Origin of the sequence: Terracoccus sp. 273MFTsu3.1, assembly GCF_000383675.1 — a bacterium.
Classification (GTDB): domain Bacteria; phylum Actinomycetota; class Actinomycetes; order Actinomycetales; family Dermatophilaceae; genus Terrabacter.
Map to the genome: position 1 here is coordinate 949,444 of NZ_KB911821.1, position 24,206 is coordinate 973,649.

Genomic DNA, 24,206 nt, shown 5'->3' on the forward strand with positions numbered 1-24,206 from the left:
CGGTCAGCCCTGGGCCGGGGCGGGTGCGGAGGCCGACGACGACGCCGACGCGGCGACGAGCTCGTCGAGCCGCTCGTAGCCCTGGGCCATGCCCTGCTCCATGCCGCTCTCGACCATCATGTCGCGGCCCTCGACCGTGCGCCCGACGCTGCGGCCCTCGAGCCGGCAGCGGCCGCCGCCCAGGTCGACGAAGTGCATGAACTCGATGGCGACCTCGTCGGGAGCCCCCTCGAACTCGAAGGTCTGGACGGCGAAGTCGTTGTCGCGGACCGTGTGGAAGGTGCCGTGGAAGCCGTAGACGTTGTCGCCGTCGCGGTGGGTGTAGCGGTAGCCGCCGCCGGACGTGAAGTCCCAGCGCTCGATCTGCATCTCGTAGCCCCGCGGGCCGAGCCACTGGCGGACGAGCTCGGGGTCGCGGTGGGCGTTGAACACGGCCTCGACGGGGGCGTCGAACTCGCGCGTGAAGTCGATCCACGGCACGCCGGCGGGGATGTCGAGGGTGAGTGGGTTGGTCATGACTGCTGCTCCTTGTCGGTGTTCGGTGTGGTTGCTGCAGGTGCTGTGGGCCCTGCAGGTGAGGTGGTCCGCTCGAGGACGGCGTCGAGCGACCGGAAGCGCTGCTCGGCGGCGAGCCGGTAGCGGTCGATCCAGGCCGTCATCGCCTCAAGGCGGGCGGCCTCGAGATGGACCGGGCGGCGCTGGGCGTCGCGGGTCCGGCTCACGAGGCCGGCCTGCTCGAGCACCTGGATGTGCTTGCTGACGGCCTGCTTGCTGATCTCGAACGGTTCGGCGAGCTCGTTGACGGTCGCCGCGCCCCGGCTGAGTCGGGCGATGATGGCGCGCCGGACGGGATCGGCCAGTGCCGCGAAGGCGCGGTCGAGGTCCGCATCCGAGACGGGCGAGAGAATCATTGTCAACTAACTCCTTGATCAACTAATACGTTGATTAAAGCCGTCGGGCACCGCTCCGTCAACCCCTGTTCCCCGACGACGCCCGCCGACCACGCAGCGAGCGAGCGCGCTCAAGGCGCGCACGCGGCATACATCAGCACTGTTTCTCCGCACGTGCGGGTGTAGAGTCACGCTCATGCCGCATCTGCGTATCACCGAGGCTGCCTCCCTCCTCGGCGTCTCCGACGACACCGTCCGTCGGATGGTCGACTCCGGCCGCCTCGACGGGTCCACCGACGACGCCGGCCGCCGGACGGTGGACGGCGCCCAGCTCGCAGCCGTGGCCCAGGAGCTCGCGCATCCGGCTGCGGTCGGCACCATCGGGGGTGCGTCCGCGCGCAACCGGATGCGCGGCATCGTCACCGCCATCACGAAGGACACCGTCATGGCCAAGGTGGAGCTGCAGTGCGGGCCGTTCCGCATCGTCTCGCTGCTCTCGAGCGAGTCCGTCGACGACCTCGCGCTCGAGGTCGGTTCCGTCGCCGTCGCGAGCGTCAAGTCGACCCACGTCGTCGTGGAGGTCCCCGCATGAGCACGCCGCTCCCCCGAGCCCCGCGAGCCCCCCGGAGCCTCCGCTGTACCCTCGCTCCCACCGTCACCGCCCTCGCTGCCGCCGCCGCCGTGCTCCTCGCCGGCTGCGGCAGCTCCACCCCGTCCGCCGACGGCACCGGGCAACCGGGGAAGTCCGGTGCCTCGGCGGCCTCCCTCCAGGGCACCGTGACGGTCCTCGCCGCAGCGTCGCTGACCGAGTCGTTCGACCAGCTGAAGAAGGACTTCGAGGCGGCCCACCCCAGGGTCACCGTGGAGACGTCCTACGGCTCCAGCGCGACCCTCGTGCAGCAGGTCGACAACGGAGCGCCCGCGTCGGTCATCGCCCTCGCCGGCACGGCCGCGGCCAAGCCGCTCGACCAGAGCATGGTCAAGGACACCAAGAACTTCGCCACCAACGTCCTCGAGATCGCCGTGCCGCCGAGCAACCCGGGAGCGGTCACCTCGATCAACGACCTCGCGAAGCCGACCGTCAAGGTCGTCCTCTGCGCCGACACCGTCCCGTGCGGCAAGGCCGCGCAGGCCACCTTCGCCAAGGCCCGGATCGTGCCCAACGTCGTGAGCAAGGAGGTCGACGTCAAGGCGACCCTCTCCAAGATCAAGCTCGCCGAGGCGGACGCCGCGGTGGTCTACCACTCCGACGTCGTCGCCGCGAAGGACGCCGTCACGGGCGTCGAGATCCCCTCGCAGTTCAACACGAGCCTGTCCTACCCCGTCATCACGCTGTCCGACGACGCGGCGACGAAGGCCTTCGTCGCCTACCTGCTGAGCGCCGAGGGTCTGGCGACCGTGCAGTCGTTCGGCTTCGGCGCGCCCTGAGCAGCGGCTCGGCCGGCCACCGGCAGGATGGCGTGACATGAGGTATGCCGTCCGGTGGCGTTCGCGCGTCGCGCTCGGCGTGCCGGCGGCACTCGCCCTGCTGCTGCTCGTCGTGCCGCTCGTCGCCCTGCTGCTCCGCGCCGACTGGGCGCGCATCCCCGCCGACCTCGCGACCCCGACGGTCCTGCCGGCGCTGCGCCTGTCGCTGACGACGACGTCGGTGACGGCCGTCCTGTGCCTCCTGCTCGGCACTCCCCTGGCCTGGTTCCTCGCGCGCTCCGAGCACCGGGCGACAAGCTGGGTCCGCGCTCTGCTCACGGTGCCCCTCGTCCTGCCACCCGTCGTCGGCGGCGTGGCCCTGCTCATGACGTGGGGACGCAACGGCCTCATCGGCCAGTACCTGACGCCCTTCGGCATCCAGATCCCGTTCACGACGGTGGCCGTCGTGCTCGCGGAGACCTTCGTCGCCATGCCCTACTACGTCCTCGCCGTCGAGGGGGCGATGCGCGGGCTCGACCCCCGGCTCGAGTCCGTGGCCCGCACGCTCGGGGCGAGCGACCTGCGCTACCTGCGCACCGTCGGGATCCCGCTCGTCCTGCCCGGGATCGCGAGCGGCCTCGCGCTGGCCTGGGCGCGGGCGCTCGGCGAGTTCGGCGCCACGATCACGTTCGCCGGCAACTTCCAGGGCCGCACCCAGACCCTGCCGCTGCTCGTCTACGTCGAGCTCGAGCGCGACCCGCAGGTGGCGATCTCGATCAGCATCATGCTGCTCGCGGTCAGCGTGCTCGTCCTCGGAGTGCTGCGCGGGCGGTGGCTCCGATGAGCGCTCCGAGCCGCGTCGGGGACGGACTCGACGCGCGGATCCGCCTGTCCCGCGGCGAGATCGAGGTCGACGTGACCCTGACCGCCGAGCCCGGACAGGTCATCGGCGTCCTCGGCCCCAACGGCGGCGGCAAGACGACCACGGTGCTCGCGCTCGCCGGCGTGCTGCCCCTCGCCGAGGGCCACGTCCGGGTCGGCGGCCAGGTGTGGGACGACGGGCGGCGGCGCCTCGCGCCGGAGCAGCGCGCGGTCGGGCTCATGCTCGCCGACAGCCTGCTCTTCCCTCACCTGAGGGCCCTCGACAACGTCGCCTTCGGCCCGCGCAGCCGCGGCGTCGGGCGGCACGAGGCGCGAGACCGCGCGCGCACCGAGCTCGAGCGCGTCGGCCTCTCCGACCGCACCGCCGCACGCCCCCGCGAGCTCTCGTCGGGACAGCAGGCCCGCGTGGCCCTCGCCCGCGCCCTGGCCACCGACCCGGCGCTCCTCCTCCTCGACGAGCCGCTCGCTGCCCTCGACCCCGACACGCGCGCACGGACACGCAGCGACCTCGCAGCCCGCCTCACGGCATACGACGGCGTGACGGTGCTCGTCACCCACGACCCCCTCGACGCACTGACGCTCGCCGACCACCTCGTCTTCGTCGAGGACGGACGGGTCACCCAGTTCGGCACACCCGCCGAGGTGCTGAGCGAGCCACGGAGTGCCTACGTGGGCACCGTCGTCGGGCTCAACCTGTATGCCGCGCAGGGAGACTCGCACGGTCACGTGCACACCGCGGACGGTGGGCTCATCGTCACGACGAGCCCGACGGAGGGGGCCGTGTGGGCGACGGTGCCACCGAGTGCCGTGTCGCTGCACCGTCACCACCCGGAAGGGTCCCCACGCAACACCTGGCGGCTGCGCATCGCGTCCGTGACCATGCAGGGCCAGTCGGCCCGCATCGGTCTCGTCGGCGAGGTGCCGCTCACCGCCGAGGTGACGCTCGAGTCGGTCACGGCGCTGGGGCTGCAGGTCGGTCAGGACGTGTGGGCGGCCGTCAAGGCCACCGAGGTGCGCACCTACCCCCGCTGAGCCTCCCCTCCCACCCACTCGAGTGAGCGCGTGGTCCCACTCGAGTGAGCGCTCGGCCCCGCTCGAGTGAGCGCGTGGCCCCATCCTTCGCGGTGCCGCGCGCTCACTCGACGGTGACGGGGCGCTCACTCGACGGGGTGGCCGCGTGGCGGACGCGGAGGAAGGCGAGCACGGACGGCAGCTGCACGACCGCCGCCACGATGAGCGCCACGGGGATCGACGTCCGGGTCGCGAGCGCCCCGAGGGGCGGCCCGCCCGCGACCTGGCCGATCGCGTTGGCCTGGCTGTTCATCGACAGCACCGTCGCCCGCGACGACGACTCGAGGTTGCGGTTGAGCCACGTCGCCTGGATCGGCGCGCTGAAGGCGCTGCTCGCGTTGTGCAGCCACAGCGCGATGAGGACGAGCCACAGGTTCCCGAGCAGGGCGACCCCGACGACGGCGACGACCTGCGCCGCGGCGGCGAGCGCCACCGGCAGTCCCGGGTTCTCCTCGACCACCCGTGCCGGCAGCCAGCGGCTGCTCGCCCCCGACGCGAGCAGCGACACGACCGACCCGATGAGCGCGAAGACCGTGAACGCCACGGCGGGGTCGCTGCCGAAGACCGCCGGCATCGCGAAGGTGTCGAGCACGCGCACCTGCCAGAGCCGGTCGAAGACCTCGCTCGACAGGCCGACGAGCACGCTGACGAGGAGGAAGACGCGCACGACCCGTCGTCCGCGAGCCACGGCGAGACCCGCGACGAACTGGTCCCTGAGGTGTCCGAACGTCTCGCGGTCACCGCGTGGCGTCGGGTGGAAGTGGCGCTCGGGCATCGCCACCGCCAGGCCCACGGCAAGGAGCACGAGCGTCACGCCGGCCACGACGATCGGCACCCGCAGGGCGATGAGACCCAGACCGCCCGCGGCCAGCGTGCCGAGGAAGCCGAAGGCGAGGTCGAGCTGGGTCTCGCGCGTGAAGACGGGCGCGACGTGCTCCTCACCCACCTCGTCGGTGATCCACGCCTGCAGCGCACCGGACGTGAAGGTGTAGCCGATGCCCCAGACGACGTTGCCGACGAGCGCGGCAGCGAAGGTCGCGACGACGCCCTCGACGGCGAAGCCGACCCCGACGAGGAGGAAGCCGATGATGACCGAGACGCGGCGGCTGTGCAGGTCGGCGACGATCCCCGTCGGCACCTCGAAGACGAAGCACGTCGCCTCGAGCACCGTGCCGACGAGGACCATCTGGAACGGGTCGAGGCCGACGACGCGGTACTGGAACACGAGGTTCAGGGTGAAGCACGCCGCGAAGGCGAAGGCGGCGACAGCCGTCAGCACGTAGAAGGTGGACGTCGCGTCCGCCTCGCGCAGCGGACGCCGCAGGAGCGTGAGCACGCTCCGACGGTAGGGCCTGCGGGGTGCCCGCGTCCCCGGGGTTTCCGGGACGCCCGCCCGCTGGGCGCGGCGGTGGCCGGGACCTCAGCGGTCCCGGCCACCGGTCGGGCGCTCAGGGGAGCGCGAGGAAGGCGTTGCGCAGGAGGGGCTGGTTGTTGACGAAGCCGTAGCTCGCGCACGCGGCCGCGCTGCACGAGACACGCGAGTCGACGCCGACCCGCATGTCGATGTGCAGGTGCGAGTCGGTGCAGAGGGCGTGGTACTTCGTCCCGACGTAGCCGATGCGCTGGCCCTTGGTCACCGACTGCCCGACCGAGACGACCGGGGCGGGGCTGTCGTCCATGTGGGCGAAGTACCAGAGGCGGCCGAAGCCGTCCTTGACCGTGACGGTGCTGCCGACGCTGTCGCAGCCGGTGCTGCCCGCGCGGATGTTCTTCGTCATGACCGTCCCGTTGACCGGGGAGAGGACCGAGGTACCGGTCGCGGCGAAGATGTCGGAGGCGTTGTAGTCGTGGTGGCAGTTGACCTTGCTGTCCCAGCACCAGTGCGGCGTGCGGTTCTTGATGTCGGCCTGGTTGACGGCGAGCGGGAAGCGCAGCGACGCGTCGCCGATGATCTGCGAGGCGTTGTTGTTCTTGACGTTGGCGTTGAGGTCGACCTGGGCGCCGTTGGGCACCTCGTCGTAGGTGCCGCCGAAGTCGCTGTTGTAGAAGACGAAGACCGACTTCCCCGTGCGGTTCCAGACCGACGCGGTGTTGTTCTTGACGCACTGGCCCTGGCCCGAGCCGCTGCTGACGAACTCGATGCACCCCGAGCCGGTGCCGTAGTCGCGCTGCGAGTTGACGAGGTCGACGCGCGACCCGGCGTTGCCGCTGTTGTAGTAGAGACAGAACTCGCCGGACTCGCACACCCCGTTGCGGGCCGTGGCGTTGGCGTTCGGCGCGGTGCCGACGAGGGCGGCTGCGACGCCGAGCACGGCGACCAGTCCGACTGCGAATCTCCTGAACATCTCGTGTCCTTCCGAGCGGTGAGGTGGTGCCCTGTACGGCCACTGAACCGGCGTGGCCTAACAAGCGGCTAACCCCTTGCCAGCCCGTCCGCCCACCGGGTCCGTCTCACACTTTGGACGAAATGCTCGGACGTCCTAGTATCGAGCCATGCCAGCGACGAGGCTGATGCCGACCGACGAAGCCACCGACCTGATCGAGCTGACGCGAGAGATCTGCCGCAAGGACCTCGCGCCCAAGGTCGACGACGCCGAACGCGCCCGCACCTTTCCCGAGGAGACCTTCCGCACGCTGGGCCGGGCCGGCCTGCTGTCACTGCCCTATGCCGAGGAGTTCGGTGGGGCCGACCAGCCCTACGAGGTCTACCTCCAGGTCGTCGAGGAGATCGCCTCGGTCTGGATGAGCGTGGCCGTCGGGGTCAGCGTGCACAGCCTCACGGCCTATCCCGTCGCGACCTTCGGCACCCGCGAGCAGCAGGAGGCCCTCCTGCCGGGGATGCTCTCGGGTGCGCAGCTCGGTGCCTACTGCCTCTCCGAGCCCCTGGCCGGTTCCGACATCGCCTCGATGACGACGCGGGCAACCCGCTCCGGCGACGGCTGGTCGCTCAAGGGCACCAAGGCGTGGATCTCGCACGCCGGGCACGCCGACTACTACACGACCTTCGCGCGCACGTCCGACGAGGGCGGCAAGGGCCTGTCGACCTTCATCGTCCCCGGTGACGCCACTGGCCTGACCTTCGCCGAGCCCGAGCGCAAGATGGGGCTGCACTGCGACCCCGTCGCCCAGGTCATGTTCGACGGCGTTCCCGTCGACGGCTCGCGGCTCGTCGGTCACGAGGGCGACGGCATGAAGATGGCCCTGTCGGCCCTCGACGCCGGACGCCTCGGCATCGCCGCCGCCGCCACGGGCCTGGCCCAGGCCGCCCTCGACGCCGCCGCCGACTACGCGACCGAGCGACAGCAGTTCGGCCGACGCATCGCAGACTTCCAGGGACTCGCCTTCCTCATCGCCGACATGGAGGCCGCGGTCACCTCGGCGCGCGCCACCTACCTCCATGCCGCCCGCCTCAAGGACGCGGGGCGGGGCTTCGGCAAGGAGGCCGCCGTCGCGAAGCTCGTCGCGACCGACGCGGCCATGAAGGTGACCACCGACGCCGTCCAGGTGCTCGGCGGCGCCGGCTACACCGAGGACTTCCCGCTCGAGCGCTACATGCGCGAGGCGAAGGTGACCCAGATCTTCGAGGGCACCAACCAGATCCAGCGCCTCGTCATCTCGCGCCAGCTCCTCGCCCGTTGACCCCGACCGGCATCTGCTCCCGCTGACCTCCCGACGCCCGAAAGGCTTGTCATGCAGCTGAACTCGTCCACCGTCGCCGTCGTCACCGGTGGGGGCTCCGGCCTCGGCGGTGCCACCGTACGCCGCCTCGTCGCCGACGGCGCCACCGTCGTCATCATCGACCTCGAGGGCTCCACCGCGCCGGCGCTCGTCGACGAGCTCAACGCGCAGCGCGAGGGCAGCGCCGTCTTCGTCGCGGCCGACGTGCGCGACGAGACCCAGGTGCAGGCCGCGATCGACCGGGCCACCGCGCTCGGCGAGCTGCGCATCGCCGTCAACTGCGCTGGTGTCGCCACCCCCGGTCGCGTCATCGGGCGAGGCGGCCCGCTCTCCCTCGAGACGTTCCGGACGGTCATCGACATCAACCTCGTCGGGTCGTTCAACGTCCTGCGTCTCGCGGCAGCGGCCATGCTCGGCAACGAGCCCGTCGACGGCGACCGCGGCGTCATCGTCAACACGGCCAGCATCGCCGCCTTCGACGGCCAGATCGGCCAGGCCGCGTACGCCGCGAGCAAGGGCGGCATCGTCGGCCTCACCCTGTCGGCTGCTCGAGACCTGGCGGACAAGGCGATCCGCGTCATGACGGTCGCCCCCGGCACCTTCGAGACGCCGATGCTCGCCGGACTGCCGGGCGAGGTCAAGGAGGTCCTCGAGAAGCAGGTCCCCCACCCCTCGCGCCTCGGCCGCCCCGAGGAGTACGCCAACCTCGTGCGCCACATCGTCGACAACCCCATGCTCAACGGCGAGGTCATCCGCCTCGACGGCGCCCTGCGTATGCCGCCGCGCTGAGGCCCCGCCGCCCCGTCCGACGTGTGCCACCTGACGTTGCCGCGGGGCGGCACACGCGTCTTCCGGGCGAGCCTCACAGGGGCAGCATCGTCGACACGCCGCTGGCCAGAGGTCCGAGCCAGCCGGCGAGGGCGCGGATCGGCTCCACGAGGGCGGCACCGGCCGACGCCAGGGCGCCGAGCGACCTGAGCCGCTGCGTCAGTCGCTCGAGCGCCGACGCCGCCGCCGCCCGGTCGGGCTCCTCCCCTTCGAGTGCCTCGTCGATGCACCGGGCCTCGTGCCGCGTCACCGGGTCTGCCGTCGCCTCGGGGCACGCGTCGATGGCTGATCGGAGGTCGGCCACGGCGTCTCGACCCTGGTTGAGGTCCTGGTGCAGGCGGACCGTCGAGCGCTGCCCGCCGTGGACGTGCTGGTCGCCGTCGACGTTGTTGATCGTGCCTGCGTTCTGGTTGTTGATGTTGAAGGTCATGGCGGTCTCCTCAGCTGTCGTGTGACCAGGGCCGTGCGGGCATGTCCCGGTCGACCCGCTTGCGTCGCGAGGCGGCGACGACGTGCAGCACGAGTCCGATGACGAACAGCACGACGCCGACCGACGAGACCGCGGCGCCGATGAAGGCGAGCTGGAAGCTGCCCATCGACGGCAGGGCTGGCGGGTTCGTCGTTCCCGGCGCCGCGGTGAAGCCCTCATCGAGGGCTCCCGTGATGCCCTGCATGAAACCCACGGAGCCGAACAGCTGGACGCCGAAACCGAGAGCGAAGACGACGAAACCGCTCCACAGGAGCCATCGGGCCCTCGTCCGCGTCGCAGCGATCTCACGCAGGAAGCTCTCGCGCTGGTGGATGTAGGCGTTGAACTGGTCACGCCCGACGTTGTTGATGGTGCCGGCGCGTTGCTCGTCGACGTCGTAGCGAACTCCGGGCTCAGGGCGGCGGTCGGCACCGGTTCGCGGCAGAGCCTCGGCCGGTGTCGGCCCGACCGGTGGTAGCACGCGCGTCCCCGATCCGTCGGTCGAGACCCTGAGCCGGACCCGACCCATGGTCACGACGTCGCCGACGTGCAGCTCGACCACGCCTTCGACCCGCTCGTCGTTGACCCAGGTGCCTCCCGAGGAGCCGAGGTCCCGGATGAGCACCCGACCGGACCTGACCTCGAGCTTGGCGTGGACCCGGCTGAGGTAGGGGTCGTCGAAGCGCAGGTCGCACGCCTCGGCGCGCCCGACGAGAAGGTCGTCCTCACCGAGCCGGTAGCGCCGGTCGTGATCCGACTCGGGCGCGAGAACGGTGACGTGTGTCGAGTGGTCCGTGTGCATGACCTGTCCCCTCCGGGCATCCTCGGCGCCCGTACCAGCCGAGGGCGCGCGGCGACGGCGGAACGGTGGATGGGTGCGCGCCCTCTGTTGCCGTCACCGGACGGAGTGAGCAGCGTCCCCGTGAGATACGCCGGGTCCATGTCTCGCAGCGAGGTGGCCGACCGGGCGGGCACAATGGCGAGGTGAACGAGCCCGGCGGTGACCTCGTGATCGCGGCCGGACCCGGCCTGCGACACGGTCTCGTCATCCCGGCGGCCGAGCTCGTCGAGCGTTTCAGCCGGTCGTCCGGCCCCGGCGGTCAGGGCGTCAACACGACCGACAGCCGGGTCGAGCTCGTCTTCGACCCGGAGGCCTCGAGCGCGCTGACGCAGACCCAGCGCGAGCGCCTCGCCACCGCGCTGGAGGGTCGCCTCGTCGGCGGACGGATCACGATCGTCGCCTCCGAGCAGCGGTCCCAGCTGCGCAACCGGGCCGCCGCCCGCGAGCGGCTCACCGACCTGCTGCGCGAGGGCCTTGCTCCCCCGCCTCCGGCCCGACGGGCGACGAAGCCGACGCGAGGCTCGCAGCGGCGGCGGATCGAGGGCAAGAAGCGCCGCTCCGAGGTCAAGTCCGGTCGGGGTCGGATCCGACCCGACTGACGGCAGCGCGACGACACCGCTCGACGGGCACCCGACCGGACGGCATACGCGGGCTTCGGATACGCCCGGAAGCTGAGCCCGAGCCGGGCGGTCGGTCAGCCGTGGGGCGGCTCCAACAGCGTCGTGTCGACGACGGCGGCGACGTCGATGGGGCCGTAGACGTGCGGGAACGTCTCACCCGTCGCCGGGTCACCGACCTCGTGGACCACGCGCGAGGTCAGCCGCGACTCGTCGATGTGCAGCAGCACGAGGGGTTCGCCGAGGTCGGCGTAGAAGCGCGAGCGCACGACGGGCCACTGCTCCGCCGACGAGGCGTGGACGAAACCCTCCTCGGCGAGCGAGCGGCCGCGCGTCGAACGCGCATAGGCGCCGTCCCGGAGGGCCTGCTGCCAGTCGGCCTGCTCGGCCAGGTGGTAGATCATGCGGCGCGACGCTACCAAGCCCGCCCGCATGCGGTGACGTGTATCTCAGGCAGCCCCCACTTCCCCTGAGGAGAGAGAGGCTGGAGGTGTGGATCGCGGTCGACCGCAGTCCCCGGCCGCACGCACCTGCTGGGAGGACGGCGCACCATGACCAGGACGCAGGACCCTCGGGACGAGGTCGAGCTGAGATACCCGCCGAGCGTGGCGAGCCTCGGCGGCCACGACCTCTCCTACGTCGACACCGGCCACGGTTCGGCGATCCTCTTCATCCACGGCCTGCTCGGCTCGCACGACAACTGGACCCACCTCGTCGACCGGCTCGACACCGAGCACCGTGTCGTCATCCCCGACCTCTTCGGGCACGGCGCCTCGGCCAAGCCCGTCGGCGACTACTCGCTCGGGTCGCACGCCGCCATCCTGCGCGACCTCATCGACCGGCTCGGCATCGCGAAGGTGGCGCTCGTGGGCCACTCCCTCGGCGGCGGCATCGCCATGCAGTTCTGCTACCTCTTCCCCGAACGCGTCGAGGCCCTCGTCCTCGTGTCCAGCGGAGGCCTCGGGAGAGCCGTCAGCCCACTGCTGCGCTCGGCGACCCTTCCCGGTGCCGAGCTCGTGCTGCCCGTCATCGCCTCGGCCTGGGTGCGCGACCGGGTCGAGACCGTCGGGCGCGCCGTCCGCGGCCTGGGCTGGCGACCGAGCGCCGACGTCTCCGCGGCGTGGAAGGGCTTCACCTCCCTCTCGGACGCCGAGAGCCGTCGGGCGTTCCTGGCCACGACCCGGGGCGTCATCGACCCCGGCGGCCAGACGGTCAACGCCCACGGGCAGCTGACGACCGCGGACCACATCCGCACCCTCGTCATCTGGGGCACGCGGGACCGGATGATCCCCGTGGGCCACGCCGAGCGCGCCCACGAGGTCTTCCCCGGCGCCGAGGTCGTGCTCTTCGAGGGCGCCGGCCACTTCCCGCACCTCGAGCAGCCGGACCGCTTCGCGAGCGTCCTCGAGCGGTTCATCCACGGCTGACGCGGCGGCGCCGGAGCCGGCGCCGAGCGCCGGAAACGCCGTGTGATGTCGACGTGTCCGGGCGCCGTTCTCGGTGAAGATCGTGCGGGATGACAACCTCCGGGGGCCTCACCGCGTTGAGAGTGCGTCCAACCACTTCAGACAGGGGACGTCCAGTGGGAAACACCGAGCGCGAGGTCGACTTCTCGGCCTACGTGCGAGCGCGGCAGACGTCGCTCGCACGCTTCGCGTACCTGCTCACGGGGGACCCGCACAGCGCCGAGGACCTCGTCCAGTCGTCGCTGGCGAAGGTCTACGCCAAGTGGGACCACATCAGCACGGTCGAGGCGCCCGACGCCTACGTGCGCAAGGTCATGGTCAACGAGCACACGACGTGGTGGCGGCGCGCCTGGCGCCACCGGGAGCGCACCGACAGCGAGCTGATCCGCGTCATGGACCCGGCGGCCGCGCCGACCACCGCGCACGACTCGGAGCTGTGGGCGCACGTCCGGTCCCTCGCACCGCAGCAACGGGCCGCCGTCGTCCTGCGCTACTACGAGGACCTCACCGAGGCCCAGACCGCGGAGATCCTCGGGGTCTCCGTCGGCACCGTCAAGAGCCACACGAGCCGAGCGATCAGCTCGCTGCGCAGCAGCATGAAGGAGGTCACGTCGTGACCACGCCAGACCAGGAGAACGAGTTCCAGGCGCTGCTCCGGCAGCACGCCGACGGCGTCGAGGTGTCCGGGGACTTCGCGCCCGGCGCCATCGCGCGCCGCCGTCGGGACCAGCGCACCCGGGCGGCGCTCGGAGCCGCTGCGGCCGTCGCCGTCATCGCGGTGGCCGTCCCGACCGTGTGGTCGGCCGGTCGCGGCACGGCACCCGTCCCGGCACGGACCACCTCGACGACCTCGCTCCCGTCGTCGTCGTCGAGCTCCGTGCCGACCGAGGGCGCCCCGACCACGACCGGCCCGCAGCCCTCGGCGACGGCACCCGCGACCACCACCGGCCCGACCGGGTCCGCTGCCCCGCACGTCCGGACGGCCCCCGAGACGGTGCGGGCGACGGCGACGCGCGACACGGCATACGCCCTCGACGACACGCTCCGCTTCGGGGACACCGTGGTCGGCCTGGAGAAGGGGACCGTCGTGGAGACCTTCGCGGTCCTCGGGAACGGCGGGTTCGTCCTCCAGTCGCACCTGTCGAGCGGTGTGTCCCGGAGCGAGATGGAGATCCTCTCCCCCACCGGACGCACGGTCGCCTCGCTCGGGGCCAGTGGGACGTACGCCGTGTCATCGGACGGCTCGCTGGTGCTCTCCAAGAGCGGGGACGGCGACACGGTCGTCGTCCACGCCGCGGACGGCTCGACGGTGGCCCGGCGCACGGATGCCCGCGAGGTCGGGGCGATCGTCGGCGACGTCGCCTACCTCACCGGCGACGCGTCCCAGGGCTCGCTGGAATGGGACGTCACCACCGGAACGACGCGGGCGCTGCCCGCCCACGTCGTCGCCGTCTCGCCGGACCGCACCCGGGCCGCCCTCCAGTGGTTCGTCGCGACCGACGCGATGGACGAGGCCTGCTGGGCCGTCGTCGACCTGACGAAGCCGTCGTTCCCGAAGACCGTCGAGCGGTGCGGTGCCGGCGAGAACCCTGCCATGTTCATGCCGACCGCCTTCTCGAGCGGGGGCACCTACCTCGTCGGCTCGCACTACGTCGACGGCGGCTTCTGGTTCAGCGCCGGCGTCGTCCGGGTCAGCGACGGCGCGACCGTGCTCGGCGGCACGGGTGACCGCGTCGTCTCCGGATGGACCTGGCACCTCGCCGACGACGAGACCAGCTTCGTCATCTCGCGCAACACCTCGACGCCGCTGTCGCCCGCGACCCGCAACACGCTCCAGCGGTGCAGCCTCTCCGGGGCCTGTTCCGACCTCCGCAGCGAGCTCCCGACTCGCGACGCCGCCGGGGCCGCGGAACCCCGCTACACCCTGCCGCGCTGACCGCGCCGAAGGCGTTCCAGCCGGCCCACCACCCACGTATGCCGTCCGCCCTTACCCGGGCGGACGGCATACGTGCTCGGGGTGAAGAGGTCCGGGCGGCGTGCAACCATTCGCGGGGCTGACCGCGTCCTGTGGTCGTCGGTTCCGACAGGGGGAACCGCCAGAGAGGCACTCACGATGCAAACACCTCAGGACGAGGACGACTTCGCCGCGTTCGTCCGAGCCCGACAGGACGCGCTCGTGCGGTTCGGCTACCTCCTCACGGGCGACCGGATGAGCGGCGAGGACCTGACCCAGACGGCCCTCGCGAAGCTCTACCTCAAGTGGGAGACCATCCGCGCCAGCGAGGCCGTCGAGGCCTGGGTGCGCAAGGTCATGGTCAACGAGCACACGACGTGGTGGCGCCGCGCCTGGCGCCACCGGGAACGGCTCGACTTCGACACGGCCCACTCGGACACCCGTCCGGGCTCGCTCGGCTCGGACCACGGACCCGTCGACGACGACCTGTGGCGCCAGGTGATGACGCTGCCACCCCGCCAGCGGGCCGCCGTCGCGCTGCGCTACTACGAGGACCTCACCGAGGCCCAGACCGCCGAGATCCTCGGCTGCTCCATCGGCACGGTCAAGAGCCAGACCCACCGTGCCCTCGCATCCTTGCGGACCAAGCTCGAGGAGGTCCCCGCATGACCACCGACCCGACGAACCACGACGACCTGGAGCGACGCCTCGGCGCGGCCCTCCACGGAGGCCTCGACCGCGTGGGCGCGACGAGCGACCTCACCGGTCCGGCCGTCGCCCGCTCGCGCCGGATCCGCCGCAACCGCTCCCTCGCCACGGGAGCCGTGGCTGCCGTGGCGGTCCTCGCCGTCGCGACCCCGCTCGCCTGGAGCAGCCTGCGCGGCACGGACGAGAAGCCCTTCGTGCCGGCGAGCAGCTCGCAGACCGAGCTCCGCACGTCGTCGCCGACGACCAGCGTCCCGACGCAGTCCGAGCCGGCGACCTCGACACCGCCGGCACCCACGTCGACGGGGTCGGCCACGGGCGGCACGGGCTCGGCGGCCCCGGGGACAGCCGTCCCGCCCGCCGCCGATGCCGTCCCGGCCAGCGACAACGACGCCCCGCCGGCCCGTGTCGTCACCGTCACGAGCTCGGCGCCCCGGGGCGCCGCCCCCGACACGGCCTGGACCTTCGACGACACCGTGACGCGCGACGGCCGCACCACGACGCTCGCCGTGGGCAGCCAGTGGTCCTACTCCGCTCTCGCCGACGGCCGTGGGGTCGTCATCGACGCCACCTGGGACCGGGGAGGCTCCGTCCGGATCGTCGACGCCGCAGGCCGTTCCGTCACCGATGTGGTGGCCGTCCCCGCCAAGCACGCGACCCAGGTCGCGGTCAACGCCGCCGGGACGCGCTTCACCGTGCTCGTCAACGTCCCGTCGACACCGGGCACCGGTGCCATGATCACGACCTTCGACGCCGACGGGGCGGTCGTGGCCTCGAAACGCAACCTTCTGCACGCCGTCGACCTCGCCGGCATCGTCGGAGACCGGGTCTTCCTCGGCAACAAGGAGGTCAGGCGCAGCTACGTGTGGGACCTCGGCACCAACGTCATCGACCGCTACACCGACGCCGGCGTAGTGCGAGCGGTGAACGAGCGCACCCGGCAGGCCGTGACCTTCACGACGAACGCCGACTCGACGTCCGGCTGCCTCTCGGTGCTGGACGTGTCGGGCGACGCTCGCGTCGTGGCCCGCTCGTGCGGGGCGTTCGTCCCGACCGGCTTCTCGCCCGACGGACGTCACCTCGTCGGCCACCCCATCGAGACCGACGGCTACGCCGCAGCCGTCACGGACGTGCTCGACGTCGCCACAGGGCGGATCGTCCTGCGTCTCAAGGGCGCCGGGTTCCTCGACACGCGATTCGTCGATGACGTGACCGTGGCGCTCGGCCTCGTCCACCAGTACGGCCGGCCGGGGACCGTGAGTAACCTGCAGACCTGCACACTCGCCGGCGCCTGCACGCAGTTCGTCGACGCGGCACCGATGTCCGACGACACGGCGCGCTACCGGCTCGCCCGCCAGGACTGACCGGCTCGTCAGGACCCGCTCGGCAGACCCGCCCGCTCCAGGCCCGGAGCGGGCGGGTCGCGTCCGTCCCGGTCGTATGCCGTCAGGCGGGCCCGGACCCGCTGGCGCCGGTCGCCGACCGGCGGAGAGCCGAGGGGTCCACGACGGTGACGCGTCCGCGGTCGAGGACCACGACCCCGACCGCCTCGAGGCGACGCAGGACCCTGTTGGCCGTCGGCCGGGTGACGCCCGCCAGCTCGGCCAGCTCGGACTGGTTGAGGTGCACCGTCACCGGTGAGCGTGACGGTGCGGCAACGGCATACACCCCACACAGGGACACGAGGCTGCGCACGACACGGAGCTCGGCGGGCGTGTGCAGGGCCTCCATGAGGGCGTCGGTCAGGCGGCTGACCCGGGCTGCGAGTAGGCGCACGAGCAGACGGTTGACCTCGGGGTGCCGGTCGCACAGCCGCTCGAAGTCCGCGAAGGACAGGGCCAGGGTCACGGTCCGCTCGACCGCCTCGATCGTCGCGGTCCGCCGCCCTGCGCGCACGATCATCGCGAGCTCGCCGAAGGCCTGGCCCGGTCCCATGACGGCATAGGCCAGCCGGTCCCCCTGCTCCGACGACCGACGCGCCACGACACGGCCCTCGACGACGAAGTGCACGGTGTCGGCGGCGTCGCCCTCGTGGAAGACCACCTCGCCCGCGTCGTACGTGTGCCGGTGCATCGTCGCCACGACCTCCCGACGCTCGGCCGGCGCGAGGTCGGACAGCAGCCCGAGGTCGAGGGTCACGGTCGTCCTGCCGCCCGGACCCGGTTCCCGCGAGCACTCCCGGGGTGTCGCCGCGCGCACAGACAGCGTCCGGCGTCGGCGGGACCGTCGTGGGAGAAGACACCGCAACGTGACCGCACCGGGACATCCGCAGCACGAGGGGCAGCGAACCCCTCACCGAGGGAAGGCACTTCCATGACGACGACAACGGCACGACGACGGGTCCACCCGGACCTGGCGCACCACCACCCCCGGGTGACGCGCCTGCCCCGAGGCGGTTGGACGTGGGAGTGCGACTGTGGCGGCGCCTCGGCCCGCTCCGTCGTGGCTCGCCTGACCTGGCACCAGGCGTTCGTGGGTGCCCTCATCCACTCGGCCTCGATCGCCCCCTGAACGGTCACCGCAGACCCTCGCCGAGGCGCCCCCGCAGGGGCACTGGGAGCGGCGTCAGCGACGCCCGCGCCTCGGCGAGCAACGCCGACTCCGCCCGGTCGAACACATCCTGGGCGGAGTCTGGCGTGTCCCCGATCGCGGTCATGCCGACGCGGCCGCACTCGGTGATCGAGCTGATCATGTGGAAGACCACGCCCGTCTGGCGCGACTGGTCGAAGTGGAGCCCGGCGCGGGCCACGAGGTCGAAGAGGTCGTCGACACCCATGCCCCGGAGCGTCGCGTCCTCGAGGTGGTCGGTCGCCACGAGGTGACGTTCGGCGCCGGACGGGGTGACGAACCGCCCTTCCTCGTGGACGTACCTGCCGTCGGTCAGGAACTGCAGGGTGAGGAACGGGTGCGTCGTGCCGCCCCTGCGCAGGTTGATCTCGATGGCGTGGCTCTGCCACTGCTCGCCCTGGCGGACGACGACGAAGTCGAGGGCGAACCGCCCGAGCACCCCTTTGTCCGCGAGGACGCGACCCACCTTCTCCGCCTCCCGCGTGATCGTCGTCGCGTAGGCCGGGTCCGCCGGGAACCGCGCCCCGAGGTACATCTGGCCCGTCGGGCCGCCGAGGACCTGGTCGTGGGTCGAGAGGATCTCCAGCTCCCCCAGGGGCGTCACGCGCAGCTGCACGCTCGGGCTCCGCACCTCGTCTCCGACGATGCGCTCCTCGACGATGCCACCGCGCTCGTCCAGCCTCCCGAGGTAGGCGCCGGTCTCGATGCGTCCGTCCTCGAGCTGCATGCCCAGCACCCGTTCGGTCACGACCGCGCGCAGGGTGCCCGTCCCGCCCGGATCCGCGGCCGCCGCGTCCACGTCGGTCAGGTCGACGAGGGCGTTGCCCGAGCCGGAGACACCCTCGTCGAGCTTGACCATCGCCCACTGCGCGGCGGGCCGCGACGCGTGCAGCTCGAGCACGGCGTCGACCACGTCGTCGACGGAGTGGACGTCCTCGGCGCCGAAGGGATGGGCGACGCCGGCCTCGGCGAAGACACGCCGGCAACCGGTCTTGGTGCCGAGCGGATAGAGGCGGGGGTCCGCGGCATACATGGGGACGCCGAGCATCAGCGCCAGGTCACGCTCGCGCGTCGTGCTCGTGTACGGGATGAGGTGGGACCGGACGGGGTCCCTCACGAGGGAGGCGATGCGGGAGAGGACCCGGGGGCGGGCCAGCAGCTTGTCGGTCAGGGGGCGCGGGGAGGAGTCGCCCACCGAGACGAGGTCGAGTCGGGCCCGGGCGTGGCTCGGGATGACCCCGGGCAGCAGCGACAGGTAGTACTCGATGATGTGCTCGTTGATCGGCATCGACGTCACGTAGACCATCCGGAGGCGCGGCTGGCGCAGCAGCAGCAGGAGGAAGAGGAAACGCTCCTCCATCGCCTGGTTCATGGCGCCCGCCGACGGCGCGAGGTTGTCGACGCTCATCGACGGCACGACGACCACCGACTCCCGCGGGTCGCCTTGGCCGAAGTGGCTCCAGACCGCGGGCAGGGCCTGCTGCAGGTCGTCGAACAGTCGGCCGCGAGCGGCCTCGTCCAGCTCGTCGAGGCCCCCGCGGTCCTCCGTCGGCAGGATCGGGGACTGGGTCGTGGGGTTCATGGGTCGTCCTCCCGGTCGGTGGTGCCGATGACCTCGTGGACCTCGAGGGGCCGCGAGATGCCGCGCAGCTCCACCGGCCCGAGCGAGCGCGTCTCGAAGCGCTCGTCGAGCCCGGCGCGCACGCGGGGGCTGATGAGGATCTGGCGGGCGGCAGCGGCCGCGCAGAGCCGGGCCGCGACGTTGGTGACCGTGCCGATGGCCGCGTAGTCCCAGCGACCCTCGAAGCCGACGCGACCCAACGTCGCGTAGCCCTGCGCGATGCCGACCCCGAAGCCGAGCTGGTGACCCTGCCGGGACCACCCGAGGGCGAGGTCGTCGACGCGGTCCCGCATGTCGAGCGCCATCCGCACGGCCCGCTCGGGGGCGTCCGGACACGGCGGGGGGTCGTTGAAGAACACCATGAGCCCGTCGCCGGCGAAGTGCTCCAACGTGCCCTCGTAGGCGAAGACGAGCTCCCCGAGGGCGCCGTGGTAGTCGCGCAGCACGGACATCGTCTCCTCCGGCTCGGCGGTCTCGGCGAAGGCGGTGAAGCCGCGGAGGTCGGTGAAGACGGTCGTGATGTCCCGCCGGTGGCTCTCGAGGAACGACTCGTCACCCGACTCGACGATGAGGCCCGCGATCTGCGGGGACAGGAACCGGCGCAGGCGGCCCAGCCGGTCGAGGTCGTCCACCTGCTCGGCGACCCGGGTCTCGAGCTCGGCGTTCCAGCGCTCGAGCGCGACGGTCTGCTCGAGCACCGTGTCGTGCAGTCGTTTGACGCGCGCCAGCGACCGGACCCGCGCCACGAGCTCGGCCTGGTCGAACGGCTTGGTGACGAAGTCGTCGGCGCCCACCTCGAGGGCGCGCAACCGCTGCTGGGTCCCGCTCGCCGTGACCATGACGACGGGCAGCATCGCCGTGCGGGGGTCGGCCTTGATGCGCGCGCACGTCTCGTAGCCGTCCATGACCGGCATGAGCACGTCGAGCAGGACGACGTCGACCTCGCACTCGGCGAGCGCCTCGAGCGCCGCCTGCCCCGACCCCTCCGAGCGCACGACGAAGCCCCGCGGCTCGAGGACCGCGTGCATGAGCTTGCGGTTCTGCTCGAGGTCGTCGACGACGAGGACCCGCACGCCCGTGAGCGGCGGGACCCTGGGATTGCCGTCGAGGGGCGTCACGGCTCCGGCGCCTCCCGTCGGGGCAGGTGACGGCGCACCTGCGCCGGGAACTCCCGGACGCTGATCGGCTTCTCCAGGTAGCCCGAGAAGCCCGAGACGAGCGCCCGCTCACGGTCGCGGCGCATCGCGAACGCCGTGAGCGCGACGATCGGGATGTGCGCCGTCGGTTCGTGGTCCCGGATCAGCTCGAGGGCGGCGAAGCCGTCGATGCCGGGCAGCTGGAGATCCATGAGGATGACGTCCGGCAGGCTGGTCCTCGCCTGCTCGACCGCCTCCTCACCGGTGGTGGCCACGACGACGCAGAAGCCGGCATACTCCAGCACGTCCCGCGCGAGCTTGAGGTTGCGCGGGTTGTCCTCGACGATGAGCACGACAGGCAGGTCGCTCACGGCACCTCCCCCTCCCGCACGTGCCCGCCGGCGACCGTCGCGAGCCGGCGCGCGAGACCCGGCAGGTCGATGCCGGCCTTCTCCGCCACAAATGCGATACGCCCCTCGAGACGCGAGCGGTCCTGTGGCGTCAGGGATTTCGCGGTGAGCACGACGATCGGCGGCCCCTCGGAGTCGCGGTGCGGCCGCAGCTCGTCGATGACTGCGAAGCCGTCGACATGGGGCATGAGCAGGTCGATGACGACGACCGACGGGGCGACCGCGCGCACGAGGTCCGCCGCCTGCTGGCCGCCCGCGCACGTGTGCACCTCCCAACCCAGCGGCTCGAGCGTGCTGCGCACGAGCTTGAGGGCGAGGGGGTCGTCGTCGACGACGACGACGCGCAGCCGAGAACTGTGCTCGTCCGCGCGCGGCGGCGGGAGCAGGCGCGTCACGGCCGCGAGGAGGTGCTCGCCGCTCACGGGCTTCACGAGGTACTCCGTGGCCCCCAGGGCGAAGCCACGGCCGCGCTCGGGCTCGACGCTGACCACGACCACGGGCACGTCGGCCGTCGTCGGGTCGCTCTTGAGCTCGGTGAGGACCTCCCACCCGTCCATCCCAGGCAGGTGGATGTCGAGGACGACCGCGACCGGGTCCCGGGCCCGGACGAGGTCGAGTCCCTGCTCGCCCGTCGACGCGGCGACGGGCCGGAGTCCGGCTGCGCGCAGGTGCAGCTCGACGAGCTCGGCCGAGCGGGGGTCGTCCTCGATGACGACGACCGTCGGTCCGTCGACGTCCTCGCCGTCGACCGTCCAGACGTCACCGCCGGCCTCCCGGTCCGCATCGGGCTGCGGGACCGAGATCCCGAAGGTGCTCCCCTCGCCCGGTGTGCTCGTGAGCCAGAGCCGCCCGCCGTGGAGCTCCACGATGCGCCGGCTCAGGGTGAGACCGAGGCCGGTGCCCTCGCTCGACGACGCCGACCGCTCACCCTGCTGGAACGAGTCGAAGATGCGCTCCTGGTCCGCCGGTGCGACGCCGATGCCCGTGTCGGTGACCGTGACGTCGAGCTCCTCACCGTCGCGCCAGGCACGGACGACGATGCTGCCGCCGTCCGGCGTGAACTTCACCGCGTTGCTCAGCAGGTTGAGCAGGACCTGCTTGAGGCGCAGCTCGTCCGCCGTGACGAGGCCGAGCCCGTCCGATGCCTCCAGGGTCAGGCGTATGCCGTGCAGCGCCGCCCGCTCGCGCACCAGCGAGAGCGCCTGGACGAGGATGTCGTCGATGGGGAAGGTCGTGAGGTCGAGCTCCATGTGTCCGGCCTCGATCTTCGACAGGTCGAGGATGTCGCCGAGGAGCGCGAGCAGGTGGCGGCCCGCGGCGTGGATGTCCTCGAGGTAGTCCTCCTGCCGTTCGTTGAGATCGCCGAACATCCGCTCGAGGAGCACCTCGGAGAAGCCGATCACGGCGTTGAGCGGAGTGCGCAGCTCGTGCGACATGCTCGCGAGGAACTCGGACTTGTGCCTGCTCGCCTCGGCGAGCGCGACGCTCTGCTGCTCGAGCTGCTGGTAGAGGCGGGCGTTGGTCAGCGCGACGGCCGACTGGCTCGCGAAGGCGGTCAGGAGCTCGCACGTCTCGTCGCTGAACGACCCGCTCGTCTTGCGTCGCACGACGAGGGCGCCGACGACCCGGTCGGGGCGCACGAGCGGGATCGCGACGAGGGAGCGCCAGCCCGACCCGTGGAGCACCGCCAGGTGGGGGTCGTCCGGCGCGGGTTCCGCGTCGAGATCGGGGATCTGGAGCACCTCGCGGGTCCGGGCCGCGCGGCCCACCCAGGTTCGGTCGATGTGGATCTCCGCGGCCCGCAGCGCGTCGATGACCTCCTCGCTCGTGCCGTATGCCGTGCGCACCCGGAAGAGCCCGGTCGAGCGGTCGAACTCCATGAGGGACCCGCCGTCCGTGCCGGACAGCTCGACGGCGTGCGACACGATCGTGTTCAGCACCTCGTCGGCGTCGAGCGTCGAGCTGATCGCCTCGCCGACCTCGGCGAGGGCCTCGAGCTGCTCCACCTTGCGCCCCAGCTCGGCCGACCGGGTCTCGAGCGCGGTGACGAGCTCGACGTGCCGCAGGGCCAGGGCCGCCTGCTCGGCGAAGGTGGTGAGCAGGTCCCCCGCCCGGTCGTCGAAGGGGTCGACCTCGTTGCGCCACACGGTCAGGACGCCGACGACCTCTTCCTCGACGAGCATCGGCGCGCCAATGATGGAGCGCCAGCCGCCGAGCTTCTGGAGGGCGAGCTGCGAGTAGTCCGGGTCCGCGAGGACGTCCGTGATCTGCTGGGCGGTGCGGTCCATGCCGACGCGGCCGATGAGCGTGCCCCGGCTGCGCAGGACCGGATAGCGGTCGACGATCTCGAGGTACTCCCTGGAGTGGCCGCTCGACCACCGGAGGTGGTACTCGTCACCTTCCAGCAGGTGGATCTGCGCCACGTCCGCGTGGAGCAGCCGGCGGGCGTTATGGACCACGGCCTCGAAGACCTGCGCCTGCGCGGACGCCCCGCTCGTCAGGACCTTGAGGATGTCGCTCGTGGCGCGGAACTGCTCCTGCACGTCGGACAACCGTGACCGGAGCTCGGTCTCAACCCTGCTCGCCGAGCCGTCCGTCGCCTCTTCGAACCCGCTCATGCGAGTCCCCCATCGCGCTGTGAGTCCGTGTGGTTCCCCCACGAGTGTCCTCCCCGAACGGTCGGCGCACCATGGGAATCTGCGGAGCGGCGACGTCGGCGCCCGCACGGCCTACCCCGGGGGTCGGCCAGATTGCGGGCAGGGAAGGGCGACCTATCGAGCTGGCCCACCGCGCGCGGCGGCACGTCGTGGACGGCGCCGCGAACCCTCCGGCCCTACGCTGAACACGAGCGTCCCGGGGGAAACGGGCCCGCTCGCCCTGCTACGGAAGGACTCCCATGCCTGACTCCAGCACCGTTGCCGGCCCGACTCCTGACCTCACGCGCAAGGCCGTGGCGGAGGCCGTCGGAACGTTCGTCCTCGTCTTCTTCGCCGTCGGCTCCGCGGTCTTCGGCATCGACACCATCGGCTACGTCGGTGTCGCCATCGCCTTCGGTTTCGTCCTCCTCGCCCTCGCCTACGCCATCGGCCCCGTCTCGGGCTGCCACGTCAACCCGGCCGTCACCCTCGGCGTCCTCCTGCGCAAGGGCATCACGACGACGGAGGCCGTCTACTACTGGATCGCCCAGCTCATCGGAGCCATCGTCGGGGCATCGCTTCTCAAGCTCATGGTGTCCGACTTCGGCGGCGCCAAGGACGCCACGGGCGCTCTCGGCACGAACAACTGGGGCGTCACGATCTCCGCCGGGGGCACGTTCGTGCTCGAGGTCGTCCTGACGTTCCTCCTCGTCCTCGTCATCCTGCTCGTCACCAACCGCGCCGCCGCGCCCGGCTTCGCGGGGCTCGCCATCGGCCTGGTGCTCACCGTGATCCACCTCGTCGGCATCCCGCTCGACGGCACGTCGGTCAACCCGGCCCGGTCCATCGGTCCGGCCCTCCTCAACGGCGGCGAGTCCCTCGCGCACGTCTGGATGTTCATCGTCGCGCCGCTCATCGGTGGTGCCGTGGCGGCCTTCGCGGCGCCGTACTTCGAGACGGCCGTCTCGAAGACCGACACGGACCCGACCGGCGCCGACGTCCCCGCCTGACCCGGCTTCGCCGACTG

Annotated in this window: 26 protein-coding genes; 14 read left to right on the plus strand and 12 right to left on the minus strand. The window is 71.8% G+C overall.

Translation table 11 applies throughout. The annotated features are described in order from the left end of the window. Positions 1–3: 3 nt before the first annotated feature. Both H283_RS0110115 and H283_RS0110120 read right to left on the minus strand, forming a co-directional pair. On the minus strand, positions 4–516 hold the full coding sequence (locus H283_RS0110115; protein ID WP_020143404.1) for an SRPBCC family protein: 513 nt from the start codon (positions 514–516) through the stop codon (positions 4–6). Further along, positions 513–911, minus strand: a complete 399-nt coding sequence (locus tag H283_RS0110120) for a helix-turn-helix transcriptional regulator (RefSeq protein ID WP_020143405.1) — start codon at positions 909–911, stop codon at positions 513–515. Before H283_RS0110120 ends, H283_RS0110115 begins: the two co-directional genes overlap by 4 nt. A 175-nt stretch (positions 912–1,086) precedes the next feature. On the opposite strand from H283_RS0110120, the gene H283_RS0110125 reads away from it, so the two are divergent. Genes H283_RS0110125 through H283_RS0110140 form a run of 4 tightly spaced genes read left to right on the plus strand, consistent with a single transcriptional unit; the run spans position 1,087 to position 4,211 of the window. Next, a complete protein-coding gene (locus H283_RS0110125; protein ID WP_020143406.1) occupies positions 1,087–1,482 on the plus strand; it encodes a molybdopterin-binding protein in 396 nt (131 codons plus the stop codon). Continuing rightward, a complete protein-coding gene (modA, locus tag H283_RS0110130) occupies positions 1,479–2,318 on the plus strand; it encodes a molybdate ABC transporter substrate-binding protein (RefSeq protein ID WP_020143407.1) in 840 nt (279 codons plus the stop codon). The genes H283_RS0110125 and modA overlap by 4 nt, the downstream gene beginning before the upstream one ends. A gap of 37 nt (positions 2,319–2,355) precedes the next feature. Further along, a complete protein-coding gene (locus H283_RS0110135; RefSeq protein WP_020143408.1) occupies positions 2,356–3,141 on the plus strand; it encodes an ABC transporter permease in 786 nt (261 codons plus the stop codon). Continuing rightward, the gene (locus H283_RS0110140; protein WP_020143409.1) at positions 3,138–4,211 is read left to right on the plus strand and encodes an ABC transporter ATP-binding protein; all 1,074 of its coding nucleotides are present in this window, start codon (positions 3,138–3,140) and stop codon (positions 4,209–4,211) included. The genes H283_RS0110135 and H283_RS0110140 overlap by 4 nt, the downstream gene beginning before the upstream one ends. A gap of 103 nt (positions 4,212–4,314) precedes the next feature. Here H283_RS0110140 and H283_RS0110145 read toward each other — a convergent pair whose 3' ends face one another. Both H283_RS0110145 and H283_RS26595 read right to left on the minus strand, forming a co-directional pair. Next, the gene (locus H283_RS0110145) at positions 4,315–5,586 is read right to left on the minus strand and encodes an MFS transporter (RefSeq protein ID WP_020143410.1); all 1,272 of its coding nucleotides are present in this window, start codon (positions 5,584–5,586) and stop codon (positions 4,315–4,317) included. A gap of 112 nt (positions 5,587–5,698) precedes the next feature. Continuing rightward, positions 5,699–6,595 carry a peptidoglycan DD-metalloendopeptidase family protein gene (locus tag H283_RS26595; RefSeq protein WP_020143411.1) on the minus strand — a complete coding sequence of 299 codons (897 nt, stop codon included), beginning with the start codon at positions 6,593–6,595 and terminating at the stop codon, positions 5,699–5,701. Between the two features lie 148 nt (positions 6,596–6,743). On the opposite strand from H283_RS26595, the gene H283_RS0110155 reads away from it, so the two are divergent. Together H283_RS0110155 and H283_RS0110160 are read left to right on the plus strand one after the other, a co-directional pair. Continuing rightward, positions 6,744–7,889 carry an acyl-CoA dehydrogenase family protein gene (locus H283_RS0110155; RefSeq protein ID WP_028785485.1) on the plus strand — a complete coding sequence of 382 codons (1,146 nt, stop codon included), beginning with the start codon at positions 6,744–6,746 and terminating at the stop codon, positions 7,887–7,889. 51 nt (positions 7,890–7,940) lie between these two features. After that, entirely contained in the window at positions 7,941–8,717 is a 777-nt protein-coding gene (locus H283_RS0110160) for an SDR family NAD(P)-dependent oxidoreductase (protein WP_020143413.1), read from the plus strand. A 73-nt stretch (positions 8,718–8,790) separates the two neighbouring features. Here the strand turns inward: H283_RS0110160 and H283_RS0110165 are convergent, their stop codons facing one another. Together H283_RS0110165 and H283_RS26600 are read right to left on the minus strand one after the other, a co-directional pair. After that, a complete protein-coding gene (locus H283_RS0110165; protein ID WP_020143414.1) occupies positions 8,791–9,186 on the minus strand; it encodes a hypothetical protein in 396 nt (131 codons plus the stop codon). A gap of 10 nt (positions 9,187–9,196) precedes the next feature. Then, entirely contained in the window at positions 9,197–10,027 is an 831-nt protein-coding gene (locus H283_RS26600; RefSeq protein ID WP_020143415.1) for an FHA domain-containing protein, read from the minus strand. 182 nt (positions 10,028–10,209) lie between these two features. Here H283_RS26600 and arfB point away from each other — a divergent pair, with 182 nt between their 5' ends. Further along, complete coding sequence (gene arfB / locus H283_RS0110175) at positions 10,210–10,665, plus strand: alternative ribosome rescue aminoacyl-tRNA hydrolase ArfB (RefSeq protein ID WP_020143416.1); 456 nt, start codon at positions 10,210–10,212, stop codon at positions 10,663–10,665. A gap of 95 nt (positions 10,666–10,760) precedes the next feature. On the opposite strand, the gene H283_RS0110180 is transcribed toward arfB, so the two are convergent. After that, a complete protein-coding gene (locus H283_RS0110180; protein WP_020143417.1) occupies positions 10,761–11,087 on the minus strand; it encodes a DUF952 domain-containing protein in 327 nt (108 codons plus the stop codon). A 147-nt stretch (positions 11,088–11,234) separates the two neighbouring features. On the opposite strand from H283_RS0110180, the gene H283_RS0110185 reads away from it, so the two are divergent. From H283_RS0110185 to H283_RS0110205, 5 genes are all read left to right on the plus strand, one after another. Continuing rightward, positions 11,235–12,110, plus strand: coding sequence for an alpha/beta fold hydrolase (locus H283_RS0110185; RefSeq protein WP_020143418.1), 876 nt, complete (start codon positions 11,235–11,237; stop codon positions 12,108–12,110). 155 nt (positions 12,111–12,265) lie between these two features. Continuing rightward, positions 12,266–12,766 (plus strand): SigE family RNA polymerase sigma factor, encoded by a 501-nt coding sequence (locus tag H283_RS0110190; RefSeq protein WP_020143419.1) that lies wholly within the window; start codon positions 12,266–12,268, stop codon positions 12,764–12,766. Then, positions 12,763–14,085, plus strand: coding sequence for a hypothetical protein (locus H283_RS24660; protein ID WP_043648618.1), 1,323 nt, complete (start codon positions 12,763–12,765; stop codon positions 14,083–14,085). Before H283_RS0110190 ends, H283_RS24660 begins: the two co-directional genes overlap by 4 nt. 177 nt (positions 14,086–14,262) lie before the next feature. Beyond that, positions 14,263–14,772 carry a SigE family RNA polymerase sigma factor gene (locus H283_RS0110200; protein ID WP_020143420.1) on the plus strand — a complete coding sequence of 170 codons (510 nt, stop codon included), beginning with the start codon at positions 14,263–14,265 and terminating at the stop codon, positions 14,770–14,772. Next, positions 14,769–16,172 (plus strand): hypothetical protein, encoded by a 1,404-nt coding sequence (locus tag H283_RS0110205; protein ID WP_020665706.1) that lies wholly within the window; start codon positions 14,769–14,771, stop codon positions 16,170–16,172. The genes H283_RS0110200 and H283_RS0110205 overlap by 4 nt, the downstream gene beginning before the upstream one ends. An 82-nt stretch (positions 16,173–16,254) precedes the next feature. Here H283_RS0110205 and H283_RS0110210 read toward each other — a convergent pair whose 3' ends face one another. Continuing rightward, positions 16,255–16,947: a Crp/Fnr family transcriptional regulator gene (locus tag H283_RS0110210; RefSeq protein WP_020143421.1), complete on the minus strand. Its 693-nt coding sequence runs from the start codon at positions 16,945–16,947 to the stop codon at positions 16,255–16,257. Between the two features lie 174 nt (positions 16,948–17,121). Between H283_RS0110210 and H283_RS0110215 the strand changes: the two genes are divergently transcribed. Then, complete coding sequence (locus H283_RS0110215; RefSeq protein ID WP_020143422.1) at positions 17,122–17,319, plus strand: hypothetical protein; 198 nt, start codon at positions 17,122–17,124, stop codon at positions 17,317–17,319. Between the two features lie 4 nt (positions 17,320–17,323). On the opposite strand, the gene H283_RS0110220 is transcribed toward H283_RS0110215, so the two are convergent. From H283_RS0110220 to H283_RS26605, 4 genes are read right to left on the minus strand one after another with little or no spacing between them, the layout of a single operon-like run. Then, complete coding sequence (locus H283_RS0110220) at positions 17,324–18,958, minus strand: peptide ligase PGM1-related protein (protein WP_020143423.1); 1,635 nt, start codon at positions 18,956–18,958, stop codon at positions 17,324–17,326. After that, the gene (locus H283_RS0110225; protein ID WP_020143424.1) at positions 18,955–20,115 is read right to left on the minus strand and encodes an adenylate/guanylate cyclase domain-containing response regulator; all 1,161 of its coding nucleotides are present in this window, start codon (positions 20,113–20,115) and stop codon (positions 18,955–18,957) included. The genes H283_RS0110220 and H283_RS0110225 overlap by 4 nt, the downstream gene beginning before the upstream one ends. Beyond that, on the minus strand, positions 20,112–20,504 hold the full coding sequence (locus H283_RS0110230; RefSeq protein WP_020143425.1) for a response regulator: 393 nt from the start codon (positions 20,502–20,504) through the stop codon (positions 20,112–20,114). Before H283_RS0110230 ends, H283_RS0110225 begins: the two co-directional genes overlap by 4 nt. After that, a complete protein-coding gene (locus tag H283_RS26605) occupies positions 20,501–23,161 on the minus strand; it encodes a response regulator (RefSeq protein ID WP_020143426.1) in 2,661 nt (886 codons plus the stop codon). Before H283_RS26605 ends, H283_RS0110230 begins: the two co-directional genes overlap by 4 nt. 278 nt (positions 23,162–23,439) lie before the next feature. Between H283_RS26605 and H283_RS24670 the strand changes: the two genes are divergently transcribed. Continuing rightward, positions 23,440–24,189: an aquaporin gene (locus tag H283_RS24670; protein ID WP_020143427.1), complete on the plus strand. Its 750-nt coding sequence runs from the start codon at positions 23,440–23,442 to the stop codon at positions 24,187–24,189. Positions 24,190–24,206 lie beyond the last annotated feature (17 nt).

What these genes read in the sequence shown, in the direction of transcription:
- H283_RS24670 (WP_020143427.1), top strand. Translation starts at nt 23,440, where the DNA reads ATGCCTGACTCCAGCACCGTTGCCGGCCCGACTCCTGACCTCACGCGC.
- H283_RS0110220 (WP_020143423.1), bottom strand. Translation starts at nt 18,958, where the DNA reads ATGAACCCCACGACCCAGTCCCCGATCCTGCCGACGGAGGACCGCGGG.
- H283_RS0110215 (WP_020143422.1), top strand. Translation starts at nt 17,122, where the DNA reads ATGACGACGACAACGGCACGACGACGGGTCCACCCGGACCTGGCGCAC.
- H283_RS0110165 (WP_020143414.1), bottom strand. Translation starts at nt 9,186, where the DNA reads ATGACCTTCAACATCAACAACCAGAACGCAGGCACGATCAACAACGTC.
- H283_RS0110185 (WP_020143418.1), top strand. Translation starts at nt 11,235, where the DNA reads ATGACCAGGACGCAGGACCCTCGGGACGAGGTCGAGCTGAGATACCCG.
- H283_RS0110140 (WP_020143409.1), top strand. Translation starts at nt 3,138, where the DNA reads ATGAGCGCTCCGAGCCGCGTCGGGGACGGACTCGACGCGCGGATCCGC.
- H283_RS0110125 (WP_020143406.1), top strand. Translation starts at nt 1,087, where the DNA reads ATGCCGCATCTGCGTATCACCGAGGCTGCCTCCCTCCTCGGCGTCTCC.
- H283_RS0110200 (WP_020143420.1), top strand. Translation starts at nt 14,263, where the DNA reads ATGCAAACACCTCAGGACGAGGACGACTTCGCCGCGTTCGTCCGAGCC.
- H283_RS0110205 (WP_020665706.1), top strand. Translation starts at nt 14,769, where the DNA reads ATGACCACCGACCCGACGAACCACGACGACCTGGAGCGACGCCTCGGC.
- H283_RS0110160 (WP_020143413.1), top strand. Translation starts at nt 7,941, where the DNA reads ATGCAGCTGAACTCGTCCACCGTCGCCGTCGTCACCGGTGGGGGCTCC.
- H283_RS0110120 (WP_020143405.1), bottom strand. Translation starts at nt 911, where the DNA reads ATGATTCTCTCGCCCGTCTCGGATGCGGACCTCGACCGCGCCTTCGCG.
- H283_RS26595 (WP_020143411.1), bottom strand. Translation starts at nt 6,595, where the DNA reads ATGTTCAGGAGATTCGCAGTCGGACTGGTCGCCGTGCTCGGCGTCGCA.
- H283_RS0110180 (WP_020143417.1), bottom strand. Translation starts at nt 11,087, where the DNA reads ATGATCTACCACCTGGCCGAGCAGGCCGACTGGCAGCAGGCCCTCCGG.
- modA (WP_020143407.1), top strand. Translation starts at nt 1,479, where the DNA reads ATGAGCACGCCGCTCCCCCGAGCCCCGCGAGCCCCCCGGAGCCTCCGC.
- H283_RS0110155 (WP_028785485.1), top strand. Translation starts at nt 6,744, where the DNA reads ATGCCAGCGACGAGGCTGATGCCGACCGACGAAGCCACCGACCTGATC.
- H283_RS0110135 (WP_020143408.1), top strand. Translation starts at nt 2,356, where the DNA reads ATGAGGTATGCCGTCCGGTGGCGTTCGCGCGTCGCGCTCGGCGTGCCG.
- H283_RS0110115 (WP_020143404.1), bottom strand. Translation starts at nt 516, where the DNA reads ATGACCAACCCACTCACCCTCGACATCCCCGCCGGCGTGCCGTGGATC.
- H283_RS26600 (WP_020143415.1), bottom strand. Translation starts at nt 10,027, where the DNA reads ATGCACACGGACCACTCGACACACGTCACCGTTCTCGCGCCCGAGTCG.
- H283_RS26605 (WP_020143426.1), bottom strand. Translation starts at nt 23,161, where the DNA reads ATGAGCGGGTTCGAAGAGGCGACGGACGGCTCGGCGAGCAGGGTTGAG.